17 protein-coding genes are annotated in these 22,105 nt (G+C 43.4%); 10 read left to right on the forward strand and 7 right to left on the reverse strand.

Annotation, left to right across the window (positions count from 1 at the left end):
- Positions 1-9 precede the first annotated feature (9 nt).
- Positions 10-1,521, forward strand: a complete 1,512-nt coding sequence (locus RM544_RS00800; protein ID WP_311359883.1) for a tryptophan halogenase family protein — start codon at positions 10-12, stop codon at positions 1,519-1,521.
- A 19-nt stretch (positions 1,522-1,540) separates the two neighbouring features.
- Here the strand turns inward: RM544_RS00800 and RM544_RS00805 are convergent, their stop codons facing one another.
- From RM544_RS00805 to asnS, 4 genes are all read right to left on the reverse strand, one after another.
- Positions 1,541-1,936 (reverse strand): hypothetical protein, encoded by a 396-nt coding sequence (locus RM544_RS00805; protein ID WP_311359884.1) that lies wholly within the window; start codon positions 1,934-1,936, stop codon positions 1,541-1,543.
- A 199-nt stretch (positions 1,937-2,135) separates the two neighbouring features.
- Positions 2,136-5,306 carry an efflux RND transporter permease subunit gene (locus RM544_RS00810; protein ID WP_311359885.1) on the reverse strand — a complete coding sequence of 1,057 codons (3,171 nt, stop codon included), beginning with the start codon at positions 5,304-5,306 and terminating at the stop codon, positions 2,136-2,138.
- A 9-nt stretch (positions 5,307-5,315) separates the two neighbouring features.
- Positions 5,316-6,473, reverse strand: a complete 1,158-nt coding sequence (locus tag RM544_RS00815; protein ID WP_311359886.1) for an efflux RND transporter periplasmic adaptor subunit — start codon at positions 6,471-6,473, stop codon at positions 5,316-5,318.
- A gap of 331 nt (positions 6,474-6,804) precedes the next feature.
- Entirely contained in the window at positions 6,805-8,202 is a 1,398-nt protein-coding gene (gene asnS / locus RM544_RS00820; protein ID WP_311359887.1) for an asparagine--tRNA ligase, read from the reverse strand.
- 260 nt (positions 8,203-8,462) lie between these two features.
- On the opposite strand from asnS, the gene RM544_RS00825 reads away from it, so the two are divergent.
- The 5 genes from RM544_RS00825 (at position 8,463) to RM544_RS00845 (ending at position 13,129) form a co-directional block, all read left to right on the forward strand.
- Entirely contained in the window at positions 8,463-8,885 is a 423-nt protein-coding gene (locus RM544_RS00825; protein WP_311359888.1) for a hypothetical protein, read from the forward strand.
- Between the two features lie 425 nt (positions 8,886-9,310).
- Positions 9,311-9,571, forward strand: a complete 261-nt coding sequence (locus RM544_RS00830; protein ID WP_311359889.1) for an EF-hand domain-containing protein — start codon at positions 9,311-9,313, stop codon at positions 9,569-9,571.
- A gap of 83 nt (positions 9,572-9,654) precedes the next feature.
- Positions 9,655-11,127, forward strand: a complete 1,473-nt coding sequence (locus tag RM544_RS00835) for a sensor histidine kinase (RefSeq protein WP_311359890.1) — start codon at positions 9,655-9,657, stop codon at positions 11,125-11,127.
- Entirely contained in the window at positions 11,124-11,717 is a 594-nt protein-coding gene (locus RM544_RS00840; RefSeq protein ID WP_311359891.1) for a hypothetical protein, read from the forward strand. Before RM544_RS00835 ends, RM544_RS00840 begins: the two co-directional genes overlap by 4 nt.
- Positions 11,714-13,129 carry a sigma 54-interacting transcriptional regulator gene (locus tag RM544_RS00845; RefSeq protein WP_311359892.1) on the forward strand — a complete coding sequence of 472 codons (1,416 nt, stop codon included), beginning with the start codon at positions 11,714-11,716 and terminating at the stop codon, positions 13,127-13,129. The genes RM544_RS00840 and RM544_RS00845 overlap by 4 nt, the downstream gene beginning before the upstream one ends.
- A gap of 18 nt (positions 13,130-13,147) precedes the next feature.
- Here RM544_RS00845 and bioA read toward each other — a convergent pair whose 3' ends face one another.
- Positions 13,148-14,428: an adenosylmethionine--8-amino-7-oxononanoate transaminase gene (bioA, locus tag RM544_RS00850; RefSeq protein WP_311359893.1), complete on the reverse strand. Its 1,281-nt coding sequence runs from the start codon at positions 14,426-14,428 to the stop codon at positions 13,148-13,150.
- Between the two features lie 175 nt (positions 14,429-14,603).
- On the opposite strand from bioA, the gene bioB reads away from it, so the two are divergent.
- The 4 genes from bioB to bioD are packed head-to-tail and all read left to right on the forward strand — an operon-like array spanning position 14,604 to position 18,489.
- Positions 14,604-15,719 carry a biotin synthase BioB gene (gene bioB / locus RM544_RS00855; RefSeq protein ID WP_311359894.1) on the forward strand — a complete coding sequence of 372 codons (1,116 nt, stop codon included), beginning with the start codon at positions 14,604-14,606 and terminating at the stop codon, positions 15,717-15,719.
- Between the two features lie 20 nt (positions 15,720-15,739).
- Positions 15,740-16,924, forward strand: a complete 1,185-nt coding sequence (locus RM544_RS00860) for an aminotransferase class I/II-fold pyridoxal phosphate-dependent enzyme (RefSeq protein ID WP_311359895.1) — start codon at positions 15,740-15,742, stop codon at positions 16,922-16,924.
- Between the two features lie 2 nt (positions 16,925-16,926).
- The gene (locus tag RM544_RS00865; protein WP_311359896.1) at positions 16,927-17,814 is read left to right on the forward strand and encodes a methyltransferase domain-containing protein; all 888 of its coding nucleotides are present in this window, start codon (positions 16,927-16,929) and stop codon (positions 17,812-17,814) included.
- On the forward strand, positions 17,815-18,489 hold the full coding sequence (gene bioD / locus RM544_RS00870; protein WP_311359897.1) for a dethiobiotin synthase: 675 nt from the start codon (positions 17,815-17,817) through the stop codon (positions 18,487-18,489).
- On the opposite strand, the gene pepE is transcribed toward bioD, so the two are convergent.
- Both pepE and acnA read right to left on the reverse strand, forming a co-directional pair.
- On the reverse strand, positions 18,484-19,188 hold the full coding sequence (pepE, locus tag RM544_RS00875; RefSeq protein WP_311359898.1) for a dipeptidase PepE: 705 nt from the start codon (positions 19,186-19,188) through the stop codon (positions 18,484-18,486). The genes bioD and pepE overlap by 6 nt on opposite strands.
- Positions 19,189-19,342: 154 nt before the next feature.
- Positions 19,343-22,060 carry an aconitate hydratase AcnA gene (gene acnA / locus RM544_RS00880; protein ID WP_311359899.1) on the reverse strand — a complete coding sequence of 906 codons (2,718 nt, stop codon included), beginning with the start codon at positions 22,058-22,060 and terminating at the stop codon, positions 19,343-19,345.
- Positions 22,061-22,105 lie beyond the last annotated feature (45 nt).

Consider the following 22,105-nt stretch of genomic DNA (forward strand, 5'->3'; position numbering starts at 1 on the left):
GGATCTGTCATGGATGTAAAACCTGTATCAAAAGTTGTGATTGCCGGCGGAGGCACAGCTGGCTGGATGGCAGCCGCTTCGCTTACTCGGCTGCTAGGAAAGTCTGTTTCTGTGACTCTTATTGAATCAGATAGCATCAGTACTGTCGGTGTGGGTGAAGCAACCATTCCTCCGATTAGAACGCTGCATAAGTTACTTGGCATAAATGAGCAGTCCTTTATTAAAGCAACGAATGCTACCTTTAAGTTAGGTATTGAATTCAGTGGTTGGCGAAATGAAGACCATGCTTATATTCACTCATTTGGTATCACCGGCAAAGAATGCTGGGCAGGGGAGTTTCACCACTTTTGGCTACGAGGTTTAGAAAAAGGCATTGATGCGGACTTCGGTGAGTATTGCTTTGAATTGCAAGCTGCCAAGGCGGGTAAATTTGGAATGTCGAACCAACAACCAATTAATTTTGCTTATCATTTAGACGCCTCAAAGTATGCTCAATTCTTACGTGAATTTAGTGAGAATTTAGGGGCTAAACGAATAGAAGGGAAGATCTCAAAAGTAAACAAACAATCATCTAACGGCTTTATTAGTTCGTTGACCCTAGCGGACGGAAGTGAGGTAGAAGGTGATCTGTTTATAGACTGCACCGGTTTTAGAGCCTTACTCATAGAGCAGTCCTTACACACTGGCTACGATGATTGGTCTCATTGGTTACCGTGCAATACCGCTGTCACAGTGCAAACAAAATCTGTTAGTGAGCCTCTTCCATACACTAAAAGCCTAGCGCATGACGCAGGCTGGCAGTGGCAAATACCCTTGCAAAATCGAGTAGGAAACGGTTTAGTATTTTGCGATAAGTATTTGAGCGAAGATGCTGCTATCGCGCGCCTGAAATCCAATGTAGAGGGAGAGCTCATCAATGAACCGAGAGCGATTAAATTCTTAACTGGACGACGTCGGAAAGGGTGGCACAAAAACTGTGTTGCCTTAGGTTTATCGAGTGGCTTTATTGAACCACTTGAGTCAACCAGTATACATTTGATCATGACGGGCATTGTTCGCTTAATGCGATTGTTTCCCTTTAAAGGCATCACAGACAGTTTGATTGATGAATACAATACAAAACTCGACAGTGAATTAAATAGCATTCGCGACTTTATCATTATGCATTACAAGGTGAATAATCGTCGAGATGGTGCATTTTGGGATTACTGTCGGCAAATGGATATTCCGGAATCACTCAAGCATAAGCTTGATCTTTTCCAAGAAACAGGGAGGGTGTTTTTGGATGATGGCGATATTTTTAGAGTGGACTCGTGGACTCAAGTTTTATTGGGACAGGGTATGGTGCCACAACAGTATCATCCAATTACCGCTGAAATGTCAGATGCGGAACTAACTAAATTTTTGTCTGACCTAAAAGCTCAAGTCGACAATGCGGTTGCGCAACTGCCTAGCCATCAACAGTTTATCAATCAGCATTGCAAAGCGAATGGAATAGCGAGTGAGGCAAGAACTAAATAAGCACGCCAATTGCGAACAACTATTTATCTTGCTCGCAATGCTCTTTCGACTCTAAGGGGAGTTTAAAACCGGCTTTTGTAAGCCATTCAGCTGCTTCGCCTTTGGTTGAGAATAACTTTCTCTTGTATCCACTAAGAGAGGGTGCCACTTCATTTAATACATCTAAATGAGGGCTATTGCCTTTTATAATGTACGCAGCGTGAGATGAGCCAGCAGCCACTAAACGGTTGAGTTCAGCCCTTGCCGCGAAGATAAATTCATTGTCGCCACCTTTCCATGGTCGTAAATCGGTCATACTTCCCCATTCTTGTCCTTGCAAACGGATTAAATTTACTTTGACTTCAGAAATAAAGGAATCAAAAACATCAGCATCCCAATATTCATAGAAGGTGGCTTCAAGAATGTGACCGTTCAAACGTAGTTTATAGTACTTGATAAGCTGCCTCCTTGTGTTGCACCCGAAAATATAGATCACCAGAATCTGCTTTCCTGTGAGTTTAGTGGCTGAAATAAGAAGAATCAATCAGTTAAAGCCGATGAACAAATTCGAAAGCTCGGTCTGTAAGCGTTTTCGGTGCTTACAGACCTTTATCTTTTTACTTTTAGCTAGCTGGCTATGTATTTTGTAAGTTAGTGTTACGTTGTTTACGTTTCTTTAGCTTAGCCTTTATCGCGTTAAATGGGCGTGCTAAATCTAGCAAAATAACATATAGACATGGCACCAGAATAAGTGTGACGAACGTGGCATACAACACAGCAAAACCAAGTGCGACTGCCATTGGGATAACAAACGCAGCTTGAAGACTGGTTTCGAACATAATCGGCAAAACACCAGCGAAGGTGGTAATTGACGTGAGTGTTATTGCTCTGAAGCGGGCACATCCAGCTTCTATTACAGATTCTTTAACACTGTAGCCTTGCAAACGTCGTTGATTAACAAAGTCAGTCATGACCAAACTGTCATTTATGACGACCCCCGCGGCAGCAATTAAACCGAAGGTTGAAAACAGACTCATATCTAGGTCGAGTAGGAAGTGCCCCCAAATAGCGCCAGTTAAACTAAAAGGGATGACTGACATAACTATTAGCGGTTGTGCATAGCTTTTTAGTGGCACTGCCAACAAGATATAAACCATAATCATACCCGCAATAAAGAAGGTAATTTGTTCACTTTGCTGCGCTTGTTGTTCTTTGATATCGCCACCCAATTCGGTTTTTACCCGAGGAAAGCGCTCTTGCATTTTGGGCAAGAGTTCATCTGCAATCGATTCAACGACTTCACCTGGCTCTACCAATTGTTCGTCAATTGAACCGTACACATAAACGCTGCGATAGCCCCCTTCACGCCGTATATAACTGATCCCAGGCTTTTCAGAGAGCTCAACAACATCACCTAACAATACTTCTTGTCCGGTCGGTGTTGTAATGACGGCATACTTCAATTCGGCAAATCGTTCACGAGTGAATCGAGGGTATCTCACCATCACTTTTACTTCTTCACCGCCACGCAATATGCGTTGTGCTTCACCGCCATAAAAGCTTGCACCTACCTGTGACGCAATGCTTGCTAAATCCAAACCCAAATCATAGGCGACAGGTTTTAAGGTCATTTGGACTTCTTTACTTACTGGGTCGATACTAGAACTCACGTCAAACAAACCTTCTTGCCCTTGCAGCAGCTCAATCAGATAACGGCCTGCGTCATTGAGTTCATTAACATCTGGCCCGAATAGCAAGTAACCAAATTCACCGCCGCCACCGCTGCTATTGACGTCGTCTCGGACTGTGAAGGATTTCATGCCAGGAATGTTGGGGACCGCTTCCCGCCAACGGCGGCTGAGTTCGAACGTATCGAAATGTCGATCGTCTTCGGCAACGAGTGGCGCTAGTACTTGGCCAGAAGTTCTGCCTCGGTTGAATACGAGAATATCCGAAACCATGGGGCTACCGTATTCCTCAACGATTTTTTTGTCGACATCCATAATCACTTTTTCAATGATTTGTAAGGCATCGATGGTGGCTTGGTCACTGACGGTTTCTGCCATCTCTATATCGATCGAAGGGTAATCAGTTGGTACTTGGGGATTGGGAACAACTCTTACGTAGTTCGCGTTTAACAAGCCTATGCTAATAAAAAGCATTGCGATAAATACTGCAAATACCGGCCAGCGCCATGTTACACAGTTAGTGATAAAATTGCGGTACGGGCCGTTAACGATACTGAAGAAACGTTTATTAAAGCGTTGTCGCCAGCTTGTTGACTTAAGTGGCGGAAATTTGCTGTGGGCAATATGTGCAGGCAGAATTAACTTTGATTCGATCAAGCTGAATATTAAGCAGAAGATAACGACTGCGGCAATATTGTAAAAGAAAGTTCCCTCTGGCCCTTCACCCATGGTAAAGGGGATAAATACCGCAATAGTAGTAAGCACACCAAAAGTTGCTGGGGTAGCCACGCGTTTTGCACCACGCACGACATTATTAACGCCGCCACCTTTTGATTCTATTTCGCTGTAAGCACTTTCGCCAATCACAATGGCATCGTCGACAACAATCCCTAGCACCATAATAAAAGCGAACAATGAGAAAATATTGATGGTAATGCCGAACGCAGGCATCAGCATAACGGCACCGAGGAAACAGACTGGCAAGCCAATCATTACCCAAAACGCTAATTTAAAGCGTAAGAACAAAGCCAACATTGCGAAAACCAAAAACGCACCTTGTGCTAAGTTTCCAAGCATCATGTCAAGCCGACCGTTCAAGTAGTAGGTAAAATCAACCACAGTGTAAATTTGCACGCCGTTCGGAAGCGTTTCGTTTTTGGCTTCCATATAGGCATTCACTGAACTCGCGACTGGAATAATACTTTGATCTTTGGTTGCTGACACGACTAGGGAAATTGCGTTAATGCCGTTATAGCGGAAGTAGCGTTCTCCTTCAGTAAAGCCATCTTTGATATCAGCGACATCTTTTAATAAAACACGTGAACCACCACTACCAATTTTCACAGGAATATCACGGAACTCTTCCCCGTCATAAAACTGGTTTTCGATGCGTACTGCAATCATACCTGATTCGGTTCTGATTTGGCCGGCGCTGAAATTGGCAGAATAACGACGAACAGCTTGCGTTACATCATTAATTGTCAGGTTATATTTGCGTAAAACTTCAGGTTTGATTTCGATTGCTATTTCATCACTCGGGGTTTGCGCATTAGCTAATTGAATATTGTTTAGCTGGAGGAGTTCGATTTCAATTTGTTCAGCAATTGGCTTCAATTCGTCGAGTGGCAAGTCTCCAACGATTGAGAGATTCATTACCTCTTGCCTAAATTCATTCAAGGAAACGGTAACAGGCTCCATTGCGGCAGGGAAGGTACCAATGCTATCCACCCTCGATTTTACTTTATCCAGAACGTCAGATAGCTCAGCGCTTGGATATATTTCCAGGTTAACTCGACCACCACCGCGCCATGCATTACCAACGCTCTTTTTAACTTCAGCGAGGTCGCTCAATTGCTCCTCGATTTTGATAATGATATTTTCTTCAATCTCTTGAGGAGAAGCACCTGGGTATTGCACTGACACGTTTATTGAATTGAATTCTAGTGTCGGAAACATTTGTCGTTGGATCGTAGAATAGCTAAACAACCCCATGATAATGATAAACACCATCATTAAGTTTGCCGCTACCGCATTATTGGCGAAAAACGCAATAATGCCAGTGGGAGCATTATTCTCATCCTGATCGAGTGACGAGTTTGTTGAGTTTGAGTCAGTCATCCTTTTTCCCTACTGGTCGTTTGCTGCTACTTTATCGCCATCTTCACCCAATAATTTTACACCCATGCCGTTTTGAGGGTATTCAGGTAGCGTCATCACGACTTGGTCTTGCTCATTGATACCGCTAGAAATGAGGAAATAGGTACCTTCTTCTCTGACAACTTCAACATTTTTCGATAGTAGTTTTTGGTCTGCATCGATGACCCAAACTTTACGTTTATTGACTAAGTTTTGTGGAACCTTATACACATTCTCAATGAGTTTGCCGGCAAACGCTACTTCCACATAGGTGCCAAATTTGAGCTGTGGTGCATCCGTATTCAAGCTATATGGGTCATCAATTCTAACCACTAAGTGATTCATGCGAGTGCTCTGATCGACAATGCCAAGATCACGTTGTAAATAGGCAACTCGGGAAATGCCAGCGACATCTTTTGCTCTTACAGTAGCTGGGTTATTGTCGATTTTTTTAGGTAAAAAGGGACTGTCGAAACCCGCTACTGGAAATATCACTTCCGCCGCTTCAATGTTGTTAATTTCAGCGACTGTCATACCGACATTGACGAACTGTCCGGAGCCGATTTCTCTGGATAGCACCAGCGCATCATAAGGCGCTGTTACATCACAATTTGATAGATCTCTTTGAGCAATGCGATAGGCCGCTTGAGCAGACTTTAATTGAGCTTGAGCGCTTAATACTTGTGGTTTTCGAAGGTAGAGATCACTCACCTGATTAGCGGGTAAGTTCTTCGCTTCTCGCATCGCTACTTTTTGACGCGCTTGTTCTTCAATTAGACTTGCTTCAGCAAGAGATACTTGTGCTTCAGCTTGCAATAAAGCTGCCTCGTATGCATCTTTTTCGATTGAAAAGAGGATATCTCCGCGTTTTACTAAGCCGCCGGCAACAAAATTTGGGTTCCAACTGGTCACTTCGCCAGATACTTGAGCAGCCAAAACGGTTCTCTCCAAAGGAACAACTTCACCGAAGCTGCTAATAGCAACTTGGTGATCAATGGCATTTAATGCTTCAACACTGACAGTTGGGCGATTGTCAGTCTTTTCCTGTTCCTCTGGCTCTGGTTCACTGCCTTCGATTAACGCTTTAACCGCAAAGCCGGATCCTAGGATAACAATGAATATTGCTAATTTGATCAAATTTGATTTCATCTATGAATTTCCTCAAGCGTGTTGCTGCATATTACGTTATTTACGCAGAACTCGTATGTGCCAAATGTCACGATTCTTTGTTTTTCTTTTTGGGTGACACCGCTTAGATTATCTCTTCCATTTAGGTTTAAGATTGCGCATATATTAAACGATACAGATGATATCAAACTAAAGATATAAAAGCTTTAAATCTATGTGAGGAATTTGTGAATATCTGTTGAAAATTTGTACAAATTTCAATTGCTTGAATGAGACATTTGTGACCAGACACAAAAAAGGCAGGTAGCTTAAACGACCTGCCTTCGAGAATGTCAGCGTGTTGCTATACTGTCTAGTATTGAGCGTTGCCAGGTGTTCTAGGGAAGGGAATAACATCGCGCACGTTTTGCATACCAGTCACATAAGCCACTAAACGTTCGAAACCTAAACCAAAACCAGCATGTGGCACTGTGCCATAGCGACGTAAGTCTCGATACCAAGCATAGTCTTCTTGGCTGAGATCCATTTCGGCAAGACGGCGATCAAACACATCAAGGCGCTCTTCACGTTGTGAACCACCGATAATTTCACCAATACCAGGTGCTAAGACATCCATAGCAGCTACCGTTTTGTTGTCGTCATTAATGCGCATGTAAAATGCTTTAATATCTTTTGGATAGTTTTGCATAATAATTGGCGCACCTACGTGCTCTTCAGCAAGGTATCGTTCATGCTCTGACGATAAATCAACGCCCCATTCCACAGGGAATTCAAACTTTTTACCGCTCTTTTGCAGAATATCAATCGCATCTGTGTAGTCCATACGAACAAACTCAGAATTGACCACGCTTTCCAAACGAGTAATCGCTTCTTTATTTACACGTTGCGCAAAAAACGCCATGTCGTCTGGACGTTCTTCAAGCACGGCCTTGAAAACATATTTCAGTAAATCTTCGGCTAGCTGTGCAACTGTCGCGAGATCAGCAAAAGCAACTTCAGGTTCAATCATCCAAAACTCAGCTAAGTGACGACTTGTATTTGAGTTCTCAGCACGGAAGGTTGGGCCAAAGGTATATACTTTTGACATAGCAGCGCAATAGGTTTCAACGTTAAGTTGTCCAGACACGGTGAGGAAAGTTTCTTTACCAAAGAAGTCTTCTTTGTAATCCACTAGGCCTTTGTCGTCGCGAGGAATATTCATCATATCTAATGTAGACACTCGGAACATTTCACCCGCACCTTCAGTGTCCGACGCTGTCAGAATTGGAGTACTTATCCAAAAATAACCTTGCTCATGAAAGAATCGATGCACGGCTTGTGAAAGACAATTTCTAATGCGGGTCACTGCACCGATAATGTTTGTGCGAGGGCGTAGGTGAGCGTGCTCACGCAAATATTCGATACTATGTCGCTTTGCAGCCATAGGGTATGTGTCTGGGTTCTCTACCCAACCTAGCACTTCAACACTTTGTGCTTCGATTTCAAGTGCTTGTCCTTGACCTTGAGACGCTTTTACTGTGCCTACAACCGAAACAGAGCAGCTAGTGGTCAGTTTGGTAATATCTTCATAATTTGCCAATGAATTCATTGCAACGACTTGGATTGGGTCAAAGCAACTGCCATCATGCACGTTAATGAATGAAAGGCCTGCTTTTGAGTCGCGACGGGTTCTCACCCAGCCTTTGATGGTCACAGTGTCGTCGACACCATATTTGCCAGCCAAAACATCGGCGACTGGTGCATATGTCATATTATTCTCCATTGGGCATGACTAGACAAAACGATAAACGCTAGCTTTATTATCCGTTGTGGACAAATAAAGTGCTAATTCCGTATGATAGCAATAGGTAGTCTGAAAAAGAAACCTGTTGGCTCACCACGTTTGAGTTCGCGATGCTGACTTATATAAACGTCGGAAGCAAAGCATTTTTCGTCGGGTCTTATTTAGTTCTACTTTTAGCGGCTAAGTATACTTAACTATGCAAGGGATAACAGTAGGTAAAGTAGAATATGCACGATAAAAATGAAAAAAATACGAGAGGGAGAGAGGGTGGAGCCGAACCTTTGGGTTTTGTTGACCGCCGACAGACTCCAGCGAGCAAAGAGCCCTTGTTTCGAGTCATGGTCATTTTAAATGTGTCAGCTTGGTTTTCTTTGCTTGGTGCACTCGTTTTGTTCCATTATGCTCGTCCAGAGTTTATTAGTGGTGTACAGAAATTCTGGGGAGTTGAAGGCCGAATTTACTGGTCACAGGCTCACGTGGATGGATTGTTAGCAACCCTTCAGGTCTGTCTCGGTTTGAGTTTAGTTTCGATGATCCTGCGCTTGCGAAGAAACCGCAGGAAAACAGATAACTTTGGCATTAATTTGTTCATCTTATTAGCGATCACTGTCATTAGCTTAATTACGCTTTACACCACAATGTATATGTAAAGATACTCCCATCTTTTTTCATACTGAGATGACGGATGCGAGCGGTGCGTTGTTTCGACTGTCTGTATATTGCGACACCATCATTATCGCTTTAACTATCTGAAAGTATTGCACTATTTTGAATGTTTTCACTGTATTGTAAGAAATGACTAAAGCGGTGTCTTATATTAGCTTCACAATTCCGTTGTTTATTTTTTTGATTTCTTCTATGTTGTTGAATATGTTGTATAAATTAAGTTGGCATGTTCCTTGTAATACTACTTCTGCATGGTCATTTCGAACCAAACACCAATGGTCTAAATGAACCGTAAAAAGCACACTCAAACTGATAAAAATAATAATACAAGATGTCAGTAGGAAACAAACGTAAGTGAAGCTGCTTGTTCACCGCCGTTAATCCAATACTGAATTTAGGAGAGCGTACCATGGCTAACTTTTCAAAAATGATGAAGATCGCATTATCAATCATGCTGGTGCAAGGCATCTTAGCAATTCTTATATCAACTGCAGCGAATGCGCAAGAAAGTCTAATGGCAACATTAGACGATGATCAAGATGGGCTTATTTCCCTGCGAGAAGCCGTTGGTCATAAAACCTTACTTGAAAACTTCAATAAAATAGATGCGAACGAAGATGGTTACATCAGTCTTGATGAACTAGACGCAAGCGAAATCTCTAAAGGATAACGATGTAGTGACAGTTATGGCTCAATACACGGATGAGTGGGCCACTTTCATCCTTCCAACCTTCCCAATAAGATTGCATCGCTTTGTTGAAGCAAAACGCTGGCTATGTAATGCTTGATGACACTTACACTAAATCGTCCAGACTATTGCAAATTCGATCGCTAAAACAACTCATTTTAGGTAGCTTCTTTGTTGCACTCGTTCCTCTGTTTACTTTGCTTTGGCAAAGTCAGAGTGACTTGGCAAAACTGAATGATGCCATTGTGAAGCAGACTCAGTTTTTCGTTGAGACAGCAGGTACCATGCGCAACTTAGAAAGCATGGCACGAGATATCGAAAGACTTATGCGGCAGCACTTTGTATTACCCAACGCAACACTGAAGCAGTTGAACGACGATACATTAACGCTATTTCAACAAGAGTTGGAACCGTTTTGTCAGCAACTCTCTGATTCCGATGCTTGTGGTAAATTGCACCGCAATTTAATTCAGTTAGGAAATTATCCGAGCATGACAGACAAGCTAGTCTTGGACGCTCACTTAGCCTCTTTTACGCAAGCAATTAACGCACTGAGTGATGACGTGAAAGCAACAGTGAATCAACGAGTATCTGAGCAGCAAAGCTTCATGTCTGCACTGCAGCAAAAGCAGGCTTGGTCTACTGCAGCGCTCACTTTAGTCTCTCTTATACTCATTTTATTTGCCGCTAAGTTAATCACCAAGCCTGTAAATAAATTGAAAAATATCATTGCGGCTATCGCAGATAATCAAAATGAATTACCGGTGAAGTCGTCATCGGGACCGCGAGAACTTGTCGCAGTAGAAAAAGACCTTTATTTGCTACACAAGCGCATTCAACAACTTGAAAAAGTAAGAACAGCGCTGTTGCGTCATGCTTCACACGAATTGAAGACGCCTTTGGCGAGTTTTAAAGAAGGCTGCGCACTGTTAGCAGAAGAAATGGTAGGGCAACTGAATAAACAACAAAAAGAAGTGGTCAATCTACTCCAAGCATCAACTAACAGATTAAACCTTTTGATTGAGAAGTTGCTTGATTATAATGCTTTGCTACAACAAGCTGAGCCGTCTTTTGAACAAATAGATACGCAACAGATTATCAACGAATGTCTAACCCAGAACGGTTTGGCGTTGAAACAGTCTTTGTGCACTGTGGAAACTGACATTGCTGATGATTGCCAACTCATCGTATCTGATGCGGAGTTATTCAGGCGTATCTTAGATAATCTGATATCAAATGCAGTCGCCCATGGTACAGAAGCCACTGCCATTTATATTAAATTGCACCAGGCTATGGGTGATTACGTATTAGATGTTGCAAACCATGGTAATGAAATTTCGGCAGATGACAGAAAGAATATCTTCGAACCTTTTAAGCGCGGCCTGTTAACTAGAAATGACAGAGTGATTGGCGCGGGTCTAGGCTTATCTATCGTGTCAGATTGTGCTCGTTTGCTAGGAGGCGCTGTGTCCATAGTGGATGTGAAATACGCGTCAGTTTGCTTCAGAATAAAGCTACCTTTGAGAGATGAATCATGAAAGCGCTAGTTCTTCTTGCACTATTAATCCCCTTATCTGGGTGCGAGTTATTACAAAAAAATATGAATCAGGATCCGCCTGAAGTGCTTGATCTAATGCTCAGTACTTATTGTACCTCGCCTGAAAGTATGGCGACCTTTGAGGAATATTGTGAGCTTAAAGCGTGGGCTGATAAGCTGATCGAAGCTTCAAGCACTGCCTGGCCAGAGCGAAGTAAATTAATCGATAGTTTGGGTGATGAACCAAAGCAACTTTTAGAAAAAGTACTATTGAGTCAAAGCGAAGATACGCCTTACCGTAATCGCTTGCGCGCACAGAATTGGATTGAAGATTTACAAACTCGCACCGACAAAGCGATGACTCAAGTGCTAGATGTGATTATTTATTCACAAAGCCAACAATTACTTGAACTAGAGTCCGCTATCACTATCTTAAGTGAGGTGAACGGTAGGCAAGCAAAAACCATCGCATCACAAGAAATTCAATTAGAAGAAAAAAATAAAGAGATTGAAAACCAACGCAAGCAAGTCGAGCAGTTGTTAGATATTGAAGCGTCGATGGTGAATCAAAACAGGAGCGACAACAAATGAGTTTTTCTCAACCCTCTCAATTGCCGTCATCGAATACACATTCGAGCAATGATAATACGTCAGCGCGTGACCAGAATGCAGACGCACCAAAATTACTATTAGTAGAAGACGATGAAAACCTACTGCGCCTGCTTACTATTCGCTTGCAAGGAGAGGGCTATCAAGTGACTTCTTCTGAAAATGCCACTCAGGCATTGCGCCTCATGTTCAATAATAAATTTGATGTGGTGCTTAGCGATATTCGTATGCCGGGTTTAGACGGTCTCAGCTTTTTTGATGAAATTTTGAATCGCTACAATGATTTACCCGTTGTTTTGATGACGGCACACGGCACCATTAAAGATGCTGTGACGGCTACGCAAAAAGGCGTTTTTGGCTTTCTAACTAAGCCGATAGATCATGATGAATTGCGCAAAGTACTCTCAAGAGCTACGCAGAAGAACACATCTTCACAAATGGGCGATTGGTGCAAAGACATTGTGACTCGAGCGCCAGAGATGACGAAGCTGCTGAGCCAAGCTCATCGTATCGCAGATAAAAATGTCAGTGTGCTGATTAATGGCGCAAGTGGCACAGGTAAAGAGCTGTTAGCAAAGGCAATTCATAAAGCGAGTGACAGGGCAAACAAACCCTTCGTTGCAATTAATTGTGGTGCCTTACCTGAAAACTTATTGGAATCTGAGTTGTTTGGACACACCAAAGGTGCTTTCACAGGGGCGGTTCAATCATCCACAGGCTTATTTCGTGAAGCGCATGGCGGCACACTCTTCCTTGATGAAATTGGTGATATGCCAAGCTCCTTGCAAGTGAAGTTATTGCGCGCCATTCAAGAACGGACCGTGCGCCCAGTGGGCAGTGCGACGAATATCGATATTGATGTACGGATCATTTCTGCCACTCACAAAGACTTGCAAAAAGAAATGGAAGAGGACCGCTTCAGAGAAGACTTGTACTACCGTTTGAATGTGGTTAATTTACGCATTCCTTCACTGAAAGAGCGCTTTGAAGACATTCCTTTGTTAACGGATTATCTATTGAAACAAAGTGCTGAAAGGCATGGCGTTAAAGCCACACAATTTGCCCCTGATGCCTTGAAAAAACTGGTGACGAGTGATTGGCCTGGTAATGTTAGGCAGTTAGTGAACGTTGTTGAACAGTGCGTCGCGCTGACCCAGACTCCCGTTATATCTTTGAGTCTTGTCGAACAAGCGTTATCCGAGCTGTCTCAGAACTGGCCAACATTAACCCAAGCTCGTGACTCATTTGAATATCAGTATTTATGTCGCTTACTGCAATTAGCCGACGGAAATGTGACTAGAGCCTCTGATTTGGCAGGGCGTAATCGGACAGATATGCACAAGCTAATGAAAAAACACGGTCTGAACGCGGCAGACTTCAGGCTTAATAATTAAGCCTGAGCTAGTTGCCTCTTAATCAGGATAGAGTCGCCCGATAGCAAAATCGATTGCCTGCACAAGGGTGGCAAGCTCATCACTAGTAATAAGATAGGGCGGCATTATGTAAATCAACTTGCCAAATGGCCTTATCCAAGCACCTTTTTCAATAAAGAGTGCTTGAATTTCTGCGACGTTCACAGCCTGCTTCATTTCAACAACACCAATCGCGCCGAGTACTCTGGTGTCAGCAACACTGCTGTATCGTGATAAGGGTAGCAGTGTTTCAATGAGTTGATGTTCAATCGCAGAGACTTGTTCTTTCCAGTGACCTTCTAAAATGATTTCCAAGCTGGCGTTTGCAACTGCGCATGCGAGAGGATTTCCCATGTAAGTTGGCCCATGCATGAAAACACCGGGTTCAGAGGCACATATTCCTTCAGCAACTTCGTCGGTACAAAGTGTTGCAGCCATGGTCAAATAGCCACCTGTTAGTGCTTTACCTAAACACATAATGTCAGGGCTAATATCGGCGTGCTCACAGGCGAATAACTTTCCTGTGCGCCCAAAGCCCGTGGCTATTTCGTCACAGATTAAAAGGACATTGAACTCGTCGCATAGTTTTCGGCACGCTTTGACATATTCCGGATGATATAAACGCATACCGCCAGCACCTTGAACAACAGGCTCCATAATAATCGCAGCGATTTCGTGGTGATGTTGTTCGAGGATTTCTCTTACTGGTAAAACATCATCTGGGTTCCACTTTTGGCCGAATCTCGTTTGTGGGGCGGGAGCAAAAAAATGTTCAACTAATGTCTTTTGAAACAGACTATGCATGCCGTTAACCGGATCGCAAACCGACATGGCTGCAAAGGTGTCTCCGTGATAACCGAAACGAGGTGCAAGGAGCTTGGATTTTTGACTACGACCTTGGCAAGCCCAATACTGCAAGGCCATTTTAATGCCGACTTCTACTGATACCGAACCTGAGTCGGCTAGAAAAACACGATTTAGACCATCAGGCGTCATATCGATCAGTTTTTTACTCAAATCAATGGCAGGTTGGTGCGTGAGGCCACCAAACATAACATGTGAGAATGCATCAACTTGTTTGTGAGCTGCGTCGTTCAATCTCGGGTGGTTATATCCGTGAACGGCAGCCCACCAAGATGACATACCATCGACAATTTCTTCGCCAGATGCCAGTGTTAAATTAACGCCACTGGCCCCGATCACTTCATAACAAGGAAGCGGGTGTGTAGCAGAAGTGTAAGGATGCCAAATATGGCGTTTGTCGAAATCAATATTGTTCAAAAAATAGCCTTTAGTTCACTTTGTGATATTCATAACATTGACAAGTTTTCTTGTGGGCATAGACTAGGGAACATTAAACGCTTAGTAAAGTAAAAGTCGCCCTTAAGAGGCAATTTGATGACCATAAACTGAGCCCACGACCCAATAACAATAATATATTAAGAGTAGGAATAATATGACGACAACTACAACTTCACCTATGGGTGCACAAACGAATTTTGAGCCTCGACATGATTGGACTGTTGAGGAAGTTAATGCCTTATATGAACTCCCTTTTAATGACTTGTTGTTTCAAGCTCAGTTGGCACATCGAACACATTTCGATCCGAATTATGTGCAAGTGAGCACATTACTTTCTATTAAAACTGGCGCATGCCCTGAAGATTGTAAATATTGCCCACAAAGCGCGCGTTACGACACCGGTTTAGAAAAAGAACGTTTGATGGAAATTCAAAAAGTGATCGAGCGTGCAAAAGAAGCTAAACAGGCGGGCTCCACACGTTTTTGTATGGGCGCTGCTTGGCGTAACCCAAAAGAGCGTGATATGCCTTACGTTACTGAGATGGTAAAAGAAGTGAAGAAGCTAGGCATGGAAACTTGCATGACATTAGGCATGTTAAGTCGAGAGCAGGCATTAGCACTTAAGCAAGCGGGCTTAGATTACTATAACCATAACCTCGATACTTCACCTGAATATTATGGTGATATTATTACTACACGTACTTACCAAGACCGTCTGGATACGCTAAGTAATGTAAGAGATGCCGGCATGCACGTTTGTTCCGGCGGTATCGTGGGTATGGGCGAGACAGGGGATGATCGTTCAGGTTTATTAGTTCAGTTAGCTAACCTTGAAAGACATCCAGAAAGTGTACCGATCAATATGCTAGTCAAGGTTGAAGGAACGCCGCTGGATTCGGTAAAAGACTTAGAACCCTTCGAATTCATCCGAACCATTGCGATAGCAAGAATTATGATGCCAAAATCTTTTGTGCGTTTATCGGCGGGCCGCGAGTCAATGAATGAACAGATGCAAGCGCTTTGCTTCATGGCCGGTGCTAACAGTATCTTTTATGGGTGTAAATTGCTCACAACATCTAATCCTGATACACATGAGGATGTCATGCTGTTTAAAAAGCTAGGTATTAACTCGAAGCAAACGAAAGACTATTCGGACGAAGCTTTCGAGGCGGCACTCAGTGAAGAAATAGCCCAAAAACAGAACGAGTCGCTGTATGTCGATGCTGCAGCCACAACTAAACAAGCAAGCAAACAAGCAGAGATACTTTAACAGTAATGGCCTTCGAGTTTATGCAGCAAGCATTAGCTGAACGAGAACGTTCAGCTTTGCTACGAAAGCGTGTTGTTATCGATAGCAATCATCAGTCAGTGATTGAGGTTGCTGGTGAACACTATATTAGCTTCTCTAGCAATGATTATTTAGGTCTTAGCCAGCACCCAGATGTGTTGCAGAGCTTTGCTGAAGGCCTGAGTTTATATGGTGCGAGTAGCAGTGCTTCTTCTGTAGTTACCGGCTATTCAATCGAGCATAAACGTTTAGAAGACGATATTTGTACACATACGAACATGCAAAGTGCCTTGTTATTTTCTAGTGGCTTTGCTGCTAATCAAGCGATTTGTAAGACGCTTTTTAGTACGACTAACAAGCGTTCACAAGCTTGTCATATTTTAGCTGACAAGTTTATGCATGCTTCATTCATCGATGGTGCAATGGGCGTTAGCGCTAATGCGCAGTTTTCACGATTCAAGCATAACGATACTCGGCATCTTCTACAGTTACTCGATAAAGTTCCCTCGAATGAAGATACCTTAGTCGTGAGTGAAGGTATTTTTAGTATGGATGGGGATGCTTGCGACTTGACTGGTATTCAACAGCAAATCAAAGAGCGCAGTAACAATGTATGGGTCATGTTGGATGATGCACATGCCATGGGAGTCCTAGGTGCACAAGGCATGGGGACATGTGATGCTAGCGACGCTGATGCTCAAAAAGTGGATGTCTTAATGGGGACATTTGGCAAAGCTGTAGGTACGCAAGGTGCTTTTGTCGCAAGTAATTCTGCCTTGGTAGAGTATTTAGTGAACTTCTCAAAAGAGTATATCTATAGCACGGCAATGCCAGCGGCCCAAGCCAGAGCTACGCTCACTAGTTTTCAGATTATGCGTAAGGGGATGGAACGAGAGAAGCTGCGCAATAATATTGCGTTATTTCAGATGCTTGCAACCGAGGCCCAACTACCCTTAATGGATGCAAATGGTCCCATTCAAGGTTTGATAATTGGGTCACCAGAGAAAGCCTTAGCCTTATCTGAAAAATTAAAGTCATTGGGAATATGGGTAATTGCAATACGCACTCCTACAGTGCCAAAGCACACTGACCGCCTGCGTATTACTATAAACGCTATGCATCAAGAGAGAGATATTAGAGCACTAGTTGATGCCCTTGTTTTGGCGATGTCGAGCATGGAAAAATGAACGTGAATAGCCAAATTGCACAGCACTTCTCTGCTGCTGCTGGTCAGTATGAGCAGCATGCTTGTGTGCAAGCTGAGATCGCTCAAGCGCTATTTGATCTTATGAACAAGGCAACACCATCACTCGATACTACTTGCGCAAGAATCGATAAAACCGTTTTGGATTTGGGGTGTGCGACAGGTGTCAACGCTGCACAGCTTCATAACTACGCCGAATATTACCTTGGGATGGATATTTCACCTGGCATGCTGAAATACGCGGCTGCAAAGCTATCATCCTTACCCAATTCAACTAATATGAGCCTGCATTTAGGGGATGCTGAAGCCTTACCTTTGCAGAGCAACAGCGTTGACTTGGTTTATTCTAGTATGGCATTACAATGGTGTAACAAACCAGCAAGTGCAATTGCCGAAATAAAGCGAGTGCTGAAACCTGGCGGCGAAGCTTTCTTAGCAATCATGTTAGGTGGTTCTATGCACGAGTTGCATGACGCATGGGCACAACTAGGTTTGCCCAGTAGGGTCAATGAGTTTGCCGATGCGCATGCGTGGCTAAAGGCCAGCTCAATCGAGAGCACAAGCTTGAATTGTAGGCATGAATTTTCTTGTTTTACAGAATGGCATACTAATAGTTTATCAATGCTAAAAGGCTTAAAAGCGGTCGGGGCGGATACTAAGCAGGCAAGCGAAGAAAAAGTGACTCCGGATAGGCCGAGCAAGCAGATGATTATGCGGAGTGAACTCAAGGCCTTAGACCAGCAAATGTTTGCCACAGCAAAAGGTTATCCTTTGAGTTATGAAGTTGTGTTTTTGCACTTAAGTAAACTCAAGCATGACCAAGAACTTCTTTCTTTCGAAAAAGCTCCTCTTTGTACTTTAGGAAATAAATAAATGAAGCACGTTTTTGTGACCGGTACTGATACAGATGCGGGTAAAACATTTGTGAGTGTTTTATTGCTCAAGGCCTTGAACAAACAGAATTATCTAACCATCGGTTTTAAGCCCATCGCTGCTGGCTGTGAGTGGCATGATGGTGTATTGAAAAATGCTGATGCGCTAGCGTTGCAATCTGCCGCTAGCGTCAAGTTACCCTATGAAAAAGTCAATCCTATTAGTTTTGAACCGCCTATTGCACCGCATATTGCTGCTCAGCTTTGCGGCCAGACTTTGTCGTTGTCACAAATTTCAGGTGCTTTTGATGAGCTTCGCGAAGTGCCAGCCGATTTAGTTTTAGTCGAAGGGGCTGGTGGTTGGAGATTACCCTTATCCGCACCAAGCGATGGTGATCATGCTCTGTATCTATCAGACTGGGTCGCACAACAAAAGTTGCCGGTCATATTAGTCGTCGGCATGAAGCTTGGATGCTTAAATCATGCTCTGTTAAGTTATGAACAAATAAAACGAGATGGTTTAGAAGTTGTCGGTTGGGTGGCAAATCAAATGCAGAGCGACATGCTACATTACCAAGAAAATCTAGCGACACTTAAGGCCGCCATCAGCGAGCCTATGCTCGCCGAAGTGAAGTATCAAGCAACCTCGCTAGAGTTACTTTCACCTTTATTATAGAAATTCATTCAAGTCGGTTGCCTGAGTGATGTCACTTTTTTCTTTACCTAAGAAAAGCGTGCCATTTAAGGGGCCGATGAGCCGTAGCTTATTATTCTCACGCAGTAGTGCACTTCCTTCTTGGATCCCGATAACGGCGGTATCTGGATTAACGACACAAAACTCTGCAATACGTTGGTCCCGTGTTTCACCATTGTGACCGGGGGGCACGTAGTTCGTATAATGTGGGTTTAATTGAGCTGAAATAAAACCGAAGCTATTGAAACTTGGTGGCTCGACAATGGGCATGTCATTTGTGGTTTTAATACTTAAACCACATACATTTGAGCCGGCGCTCCAGCCAATGTAAGGCATACCACGCGCTACTTTATTTTTAATCTCTGGTAACAAATTTTGCTGATAAAGCTCATTAAGCATATTAAAGGTGTTGCCGCCACCAATCATAATAGCTTCAGCTTGGCGGATGGCTTCGATAGGATCTCCAGCTTCATGAATTCCGTTGATCTTATAACTAGGAAGAGCCTCTTGCACTTTCTTTGTATATTCTGTCCATGACATTGTTACGCCTGCGTAGGGAATGAACAGAACATTGCGACACTCTTTCAGATGATCCGCAATCATTGATTGAGCATGCTCTAAATATGCTTCATTTCCTTTGCGAGAACTACTTAACATCAGCACTTTGGCTTTCTCGTACATATTAAATACCGTTTAAATTTCTATGCTCAGAATGTTATCAATTTACACCGCGAACTTACATTAAAATTGCAGCAATTTGATAGTAGGTAGGTGATAAAATATCACCTACCTTGATTGCTAGCCGAGATCAGAATGATTCAACTTTTGCGATAATTTATGACGCCAAGCTACGCAGCACATAATGTAAAATGCCGCCATGCTGGTAGTAGTGCCATTCACTTTGCGTATCAATTCTAACCTTAGCAGTAAACTCAATGCGCTCGCCATCCTCTTTTTCAGCGATTACATTAATTGACTTCGGTTTGTCCGCAAGACTACCAAATGTATAAGACTCTTTGCCATCTAAGCCCAAGTCATCTGCATTTTGATCGTCAGCAAACTCTAATGGTAAAACGCCAAAACCAACTAAATTAGAGCGATGAATTCGTTCATAGCTTTGAGCAATCACCACTTCGATGCCGAGTAATTTAGTGCCTTTTGCTGCCCAGTCTCGACTAGAGCCAGTGCCATACTCCTTTCCAGCTAGCACAACAAGAGGTGTTTTACTTTCCTTATATCGCATCGCTGCGTCATAGATACTGGTTACATCTTGGTCTGGCCAATAGGTTGTGAAACCTCCCTCAGTACCCGGTGCCAATTGGTTACGTAAGCGGGTGTTTGCAAAAGTACCACGCATCATTACTTCGTGGTTACCTCGCCTTGAGCCCAAACTATTAAAGTCTTTTTGGGCGACACTATGGCTGTCTAAATATTCACCTGCAGGGCTTTTGGCTTGAATCGCACCCGCCGGTGAAATATGGTCAGTGGTAATAGAGTCACCCACTTTAACGATACATCTGGCATCTTTAATGTCAGATAAGCTCGCAATATCCTTACTTAAACCATCAAAATAGGGCGGGTTGCGAACATAAGTCGACTCTGGCCATGCATAGTTTTCACCTTCAGGGGTAGACAGCTCTTGCCATTGTGGCGTGCCATCAAACACGTCGGCATACTTTTCTTTATAAAGTTCTGCAGAAATCGAGCTGGTCACTTTCTCATTTATTTCTTGTTGGCTTGGCCAAATATCCTTCAGGTAGACAGGGTCATTGTTTTCATCGAAGCCTAATGCATCTTCTGCGATATTAATGGTCATGGAGCCAGCCAAAGCATATGCAACTACCAGAGGTGGTGACGCAAGATAGTTAGCTCGCACGTCTTGGTGTATTCGACCTTCGAAGTTACGATTCCCGGAAAGTACCGAGCAAGCGGTTAGGTTTCCTTTGTTAATAGCCGCGCTAACAGCTTCAGGTAAGGGGCCCGAGTTACCAATACATGTAGTACAACCAAAGCCTACAATATCAAAACCGAGCTCATTTAAAGAACCCATCACCCCTGCGTTTTCCAAGTATGCCGGGACGACTTGAGAGCCTGGAGCAAGCGAGGTTTTCACCCATGGTTTGACCTTTAATCCCCGTGCGATAGCTTTTTGAGCAACCAAGCCCGCAGCAATCATAACATCTGGATTCGAGGTGTTTGTGCAAGACGTGATTGCAGCAATAACGATGTCACCATGTTGCAACTGTGTTTTTTGCCCATTTATTTCAATAGGGACTGCATTTTCTCTTGGTTCCTGACCAATGGCATTGGCACCACCTTCGTCAGCAAATTGAGAGACATTGTTATCCTCAAGTTCGACACCCAAAATTTGCATGTGCTCAACAAAAGCACCTTTTGCCTCCGATAGTGCAATTCGATCCTGTGGTCTTTTGGGGCCCGCAATGCTGGGCACAACATCGCTCAAATCTAAGGCGAGTGTGGCACTATAATTGGCGGGTGCTTCACCATCTTCTCGCCACATTCCTTGCGCTTTTGCATAGGCTTCAACAATCGCAATTTGTTCTGTACTACGTCCACTGAGAGCTAAGTAATTTAAAGTGGCATCGTCGACTGGAAAGATACCGCAGGTTGCGCCATATTCAGGCGCCATGTTGGCAATTGTTGCTCTATCTGCAAGGGGAAGATTAGCTAATCCATCACCATAAAATTCAACAAACTTACCGACCACACCTTTTTTACGGAGCATCTCTACTACAGTCAATACTAAATCGGTAGCCGTTGCGCCTTCTGCTAATGCGCCACTCAGCTCAAACCCGACCACTTCTGGCAGCAACATGCTGATTGGTTGACCAAGCATAGCTGCTTCAGCTTCTATTCCGCCAACTCCCCAACCTAATATACCCAAGCCATTGATCATGGTTGTGTGGCTGTCAGTGCCAACTAATGTATCTGGATATAACATCGCATCGTCAGTGTCTTGCATGACCACCTGACCAAGGTACTCTAAGTTGACTTGATGCACTATTCCGGTGCCAGGTGGCACAACCCGAAAGTTCTTAAAGGCTTTTTGACCCCAGCGCAGAAACTGATAACGTTCTTGGTTACGTTCAAACTCTCTTTCAGTATTCTTTCTCAACGCTGAATCATCGCCAAAGTAGTCAACCATTACCGAATGGTCAATGACTAGGTCGACGGGAACTTGAGGGTTAATGGCCTTGGCTTCACCGCCAAGGTTGACAACGGCATCGCGCATAGCCGCTAAATCGACGATAGCGGGAACCCCGGTAAAGTCCTGCAGAACAACGCGAGCAGGGGTAAATGCAATTTGCGCGGAGGGCTCTGCATCACTTTGCCAATTGATAACCTCTTCGATATCTTTTTCACTCACATGAAGGTCATCAAAATTACGCAATAGATTTTCAAGTAGTACCTTGATTGAGTAGGGGAGTTTACTCACTTTATCTTGTGCTGAAAGCTTACCTAAATCGTAAAACTGATACGTTTTTCCTTCTACTTCAAGCTGATTCTGAGTGTTAAATTTATTTTTACTCATCCTAATCTCCAGTTCGTGATTGGTTTGGCGTGATCGTCGCTACGC

Origin of the sequence: Brumicola blandensis, assembly GCF_031846165.1 — a bacterium.
In the GTDB taxonomy this organism is placed as follows: Bacteria; Pseudomonadota; Gammaproteobacteria; order Enterobacterales; family Alteromonadaceae; genus Glaciecola; species Glaciecola blandensis.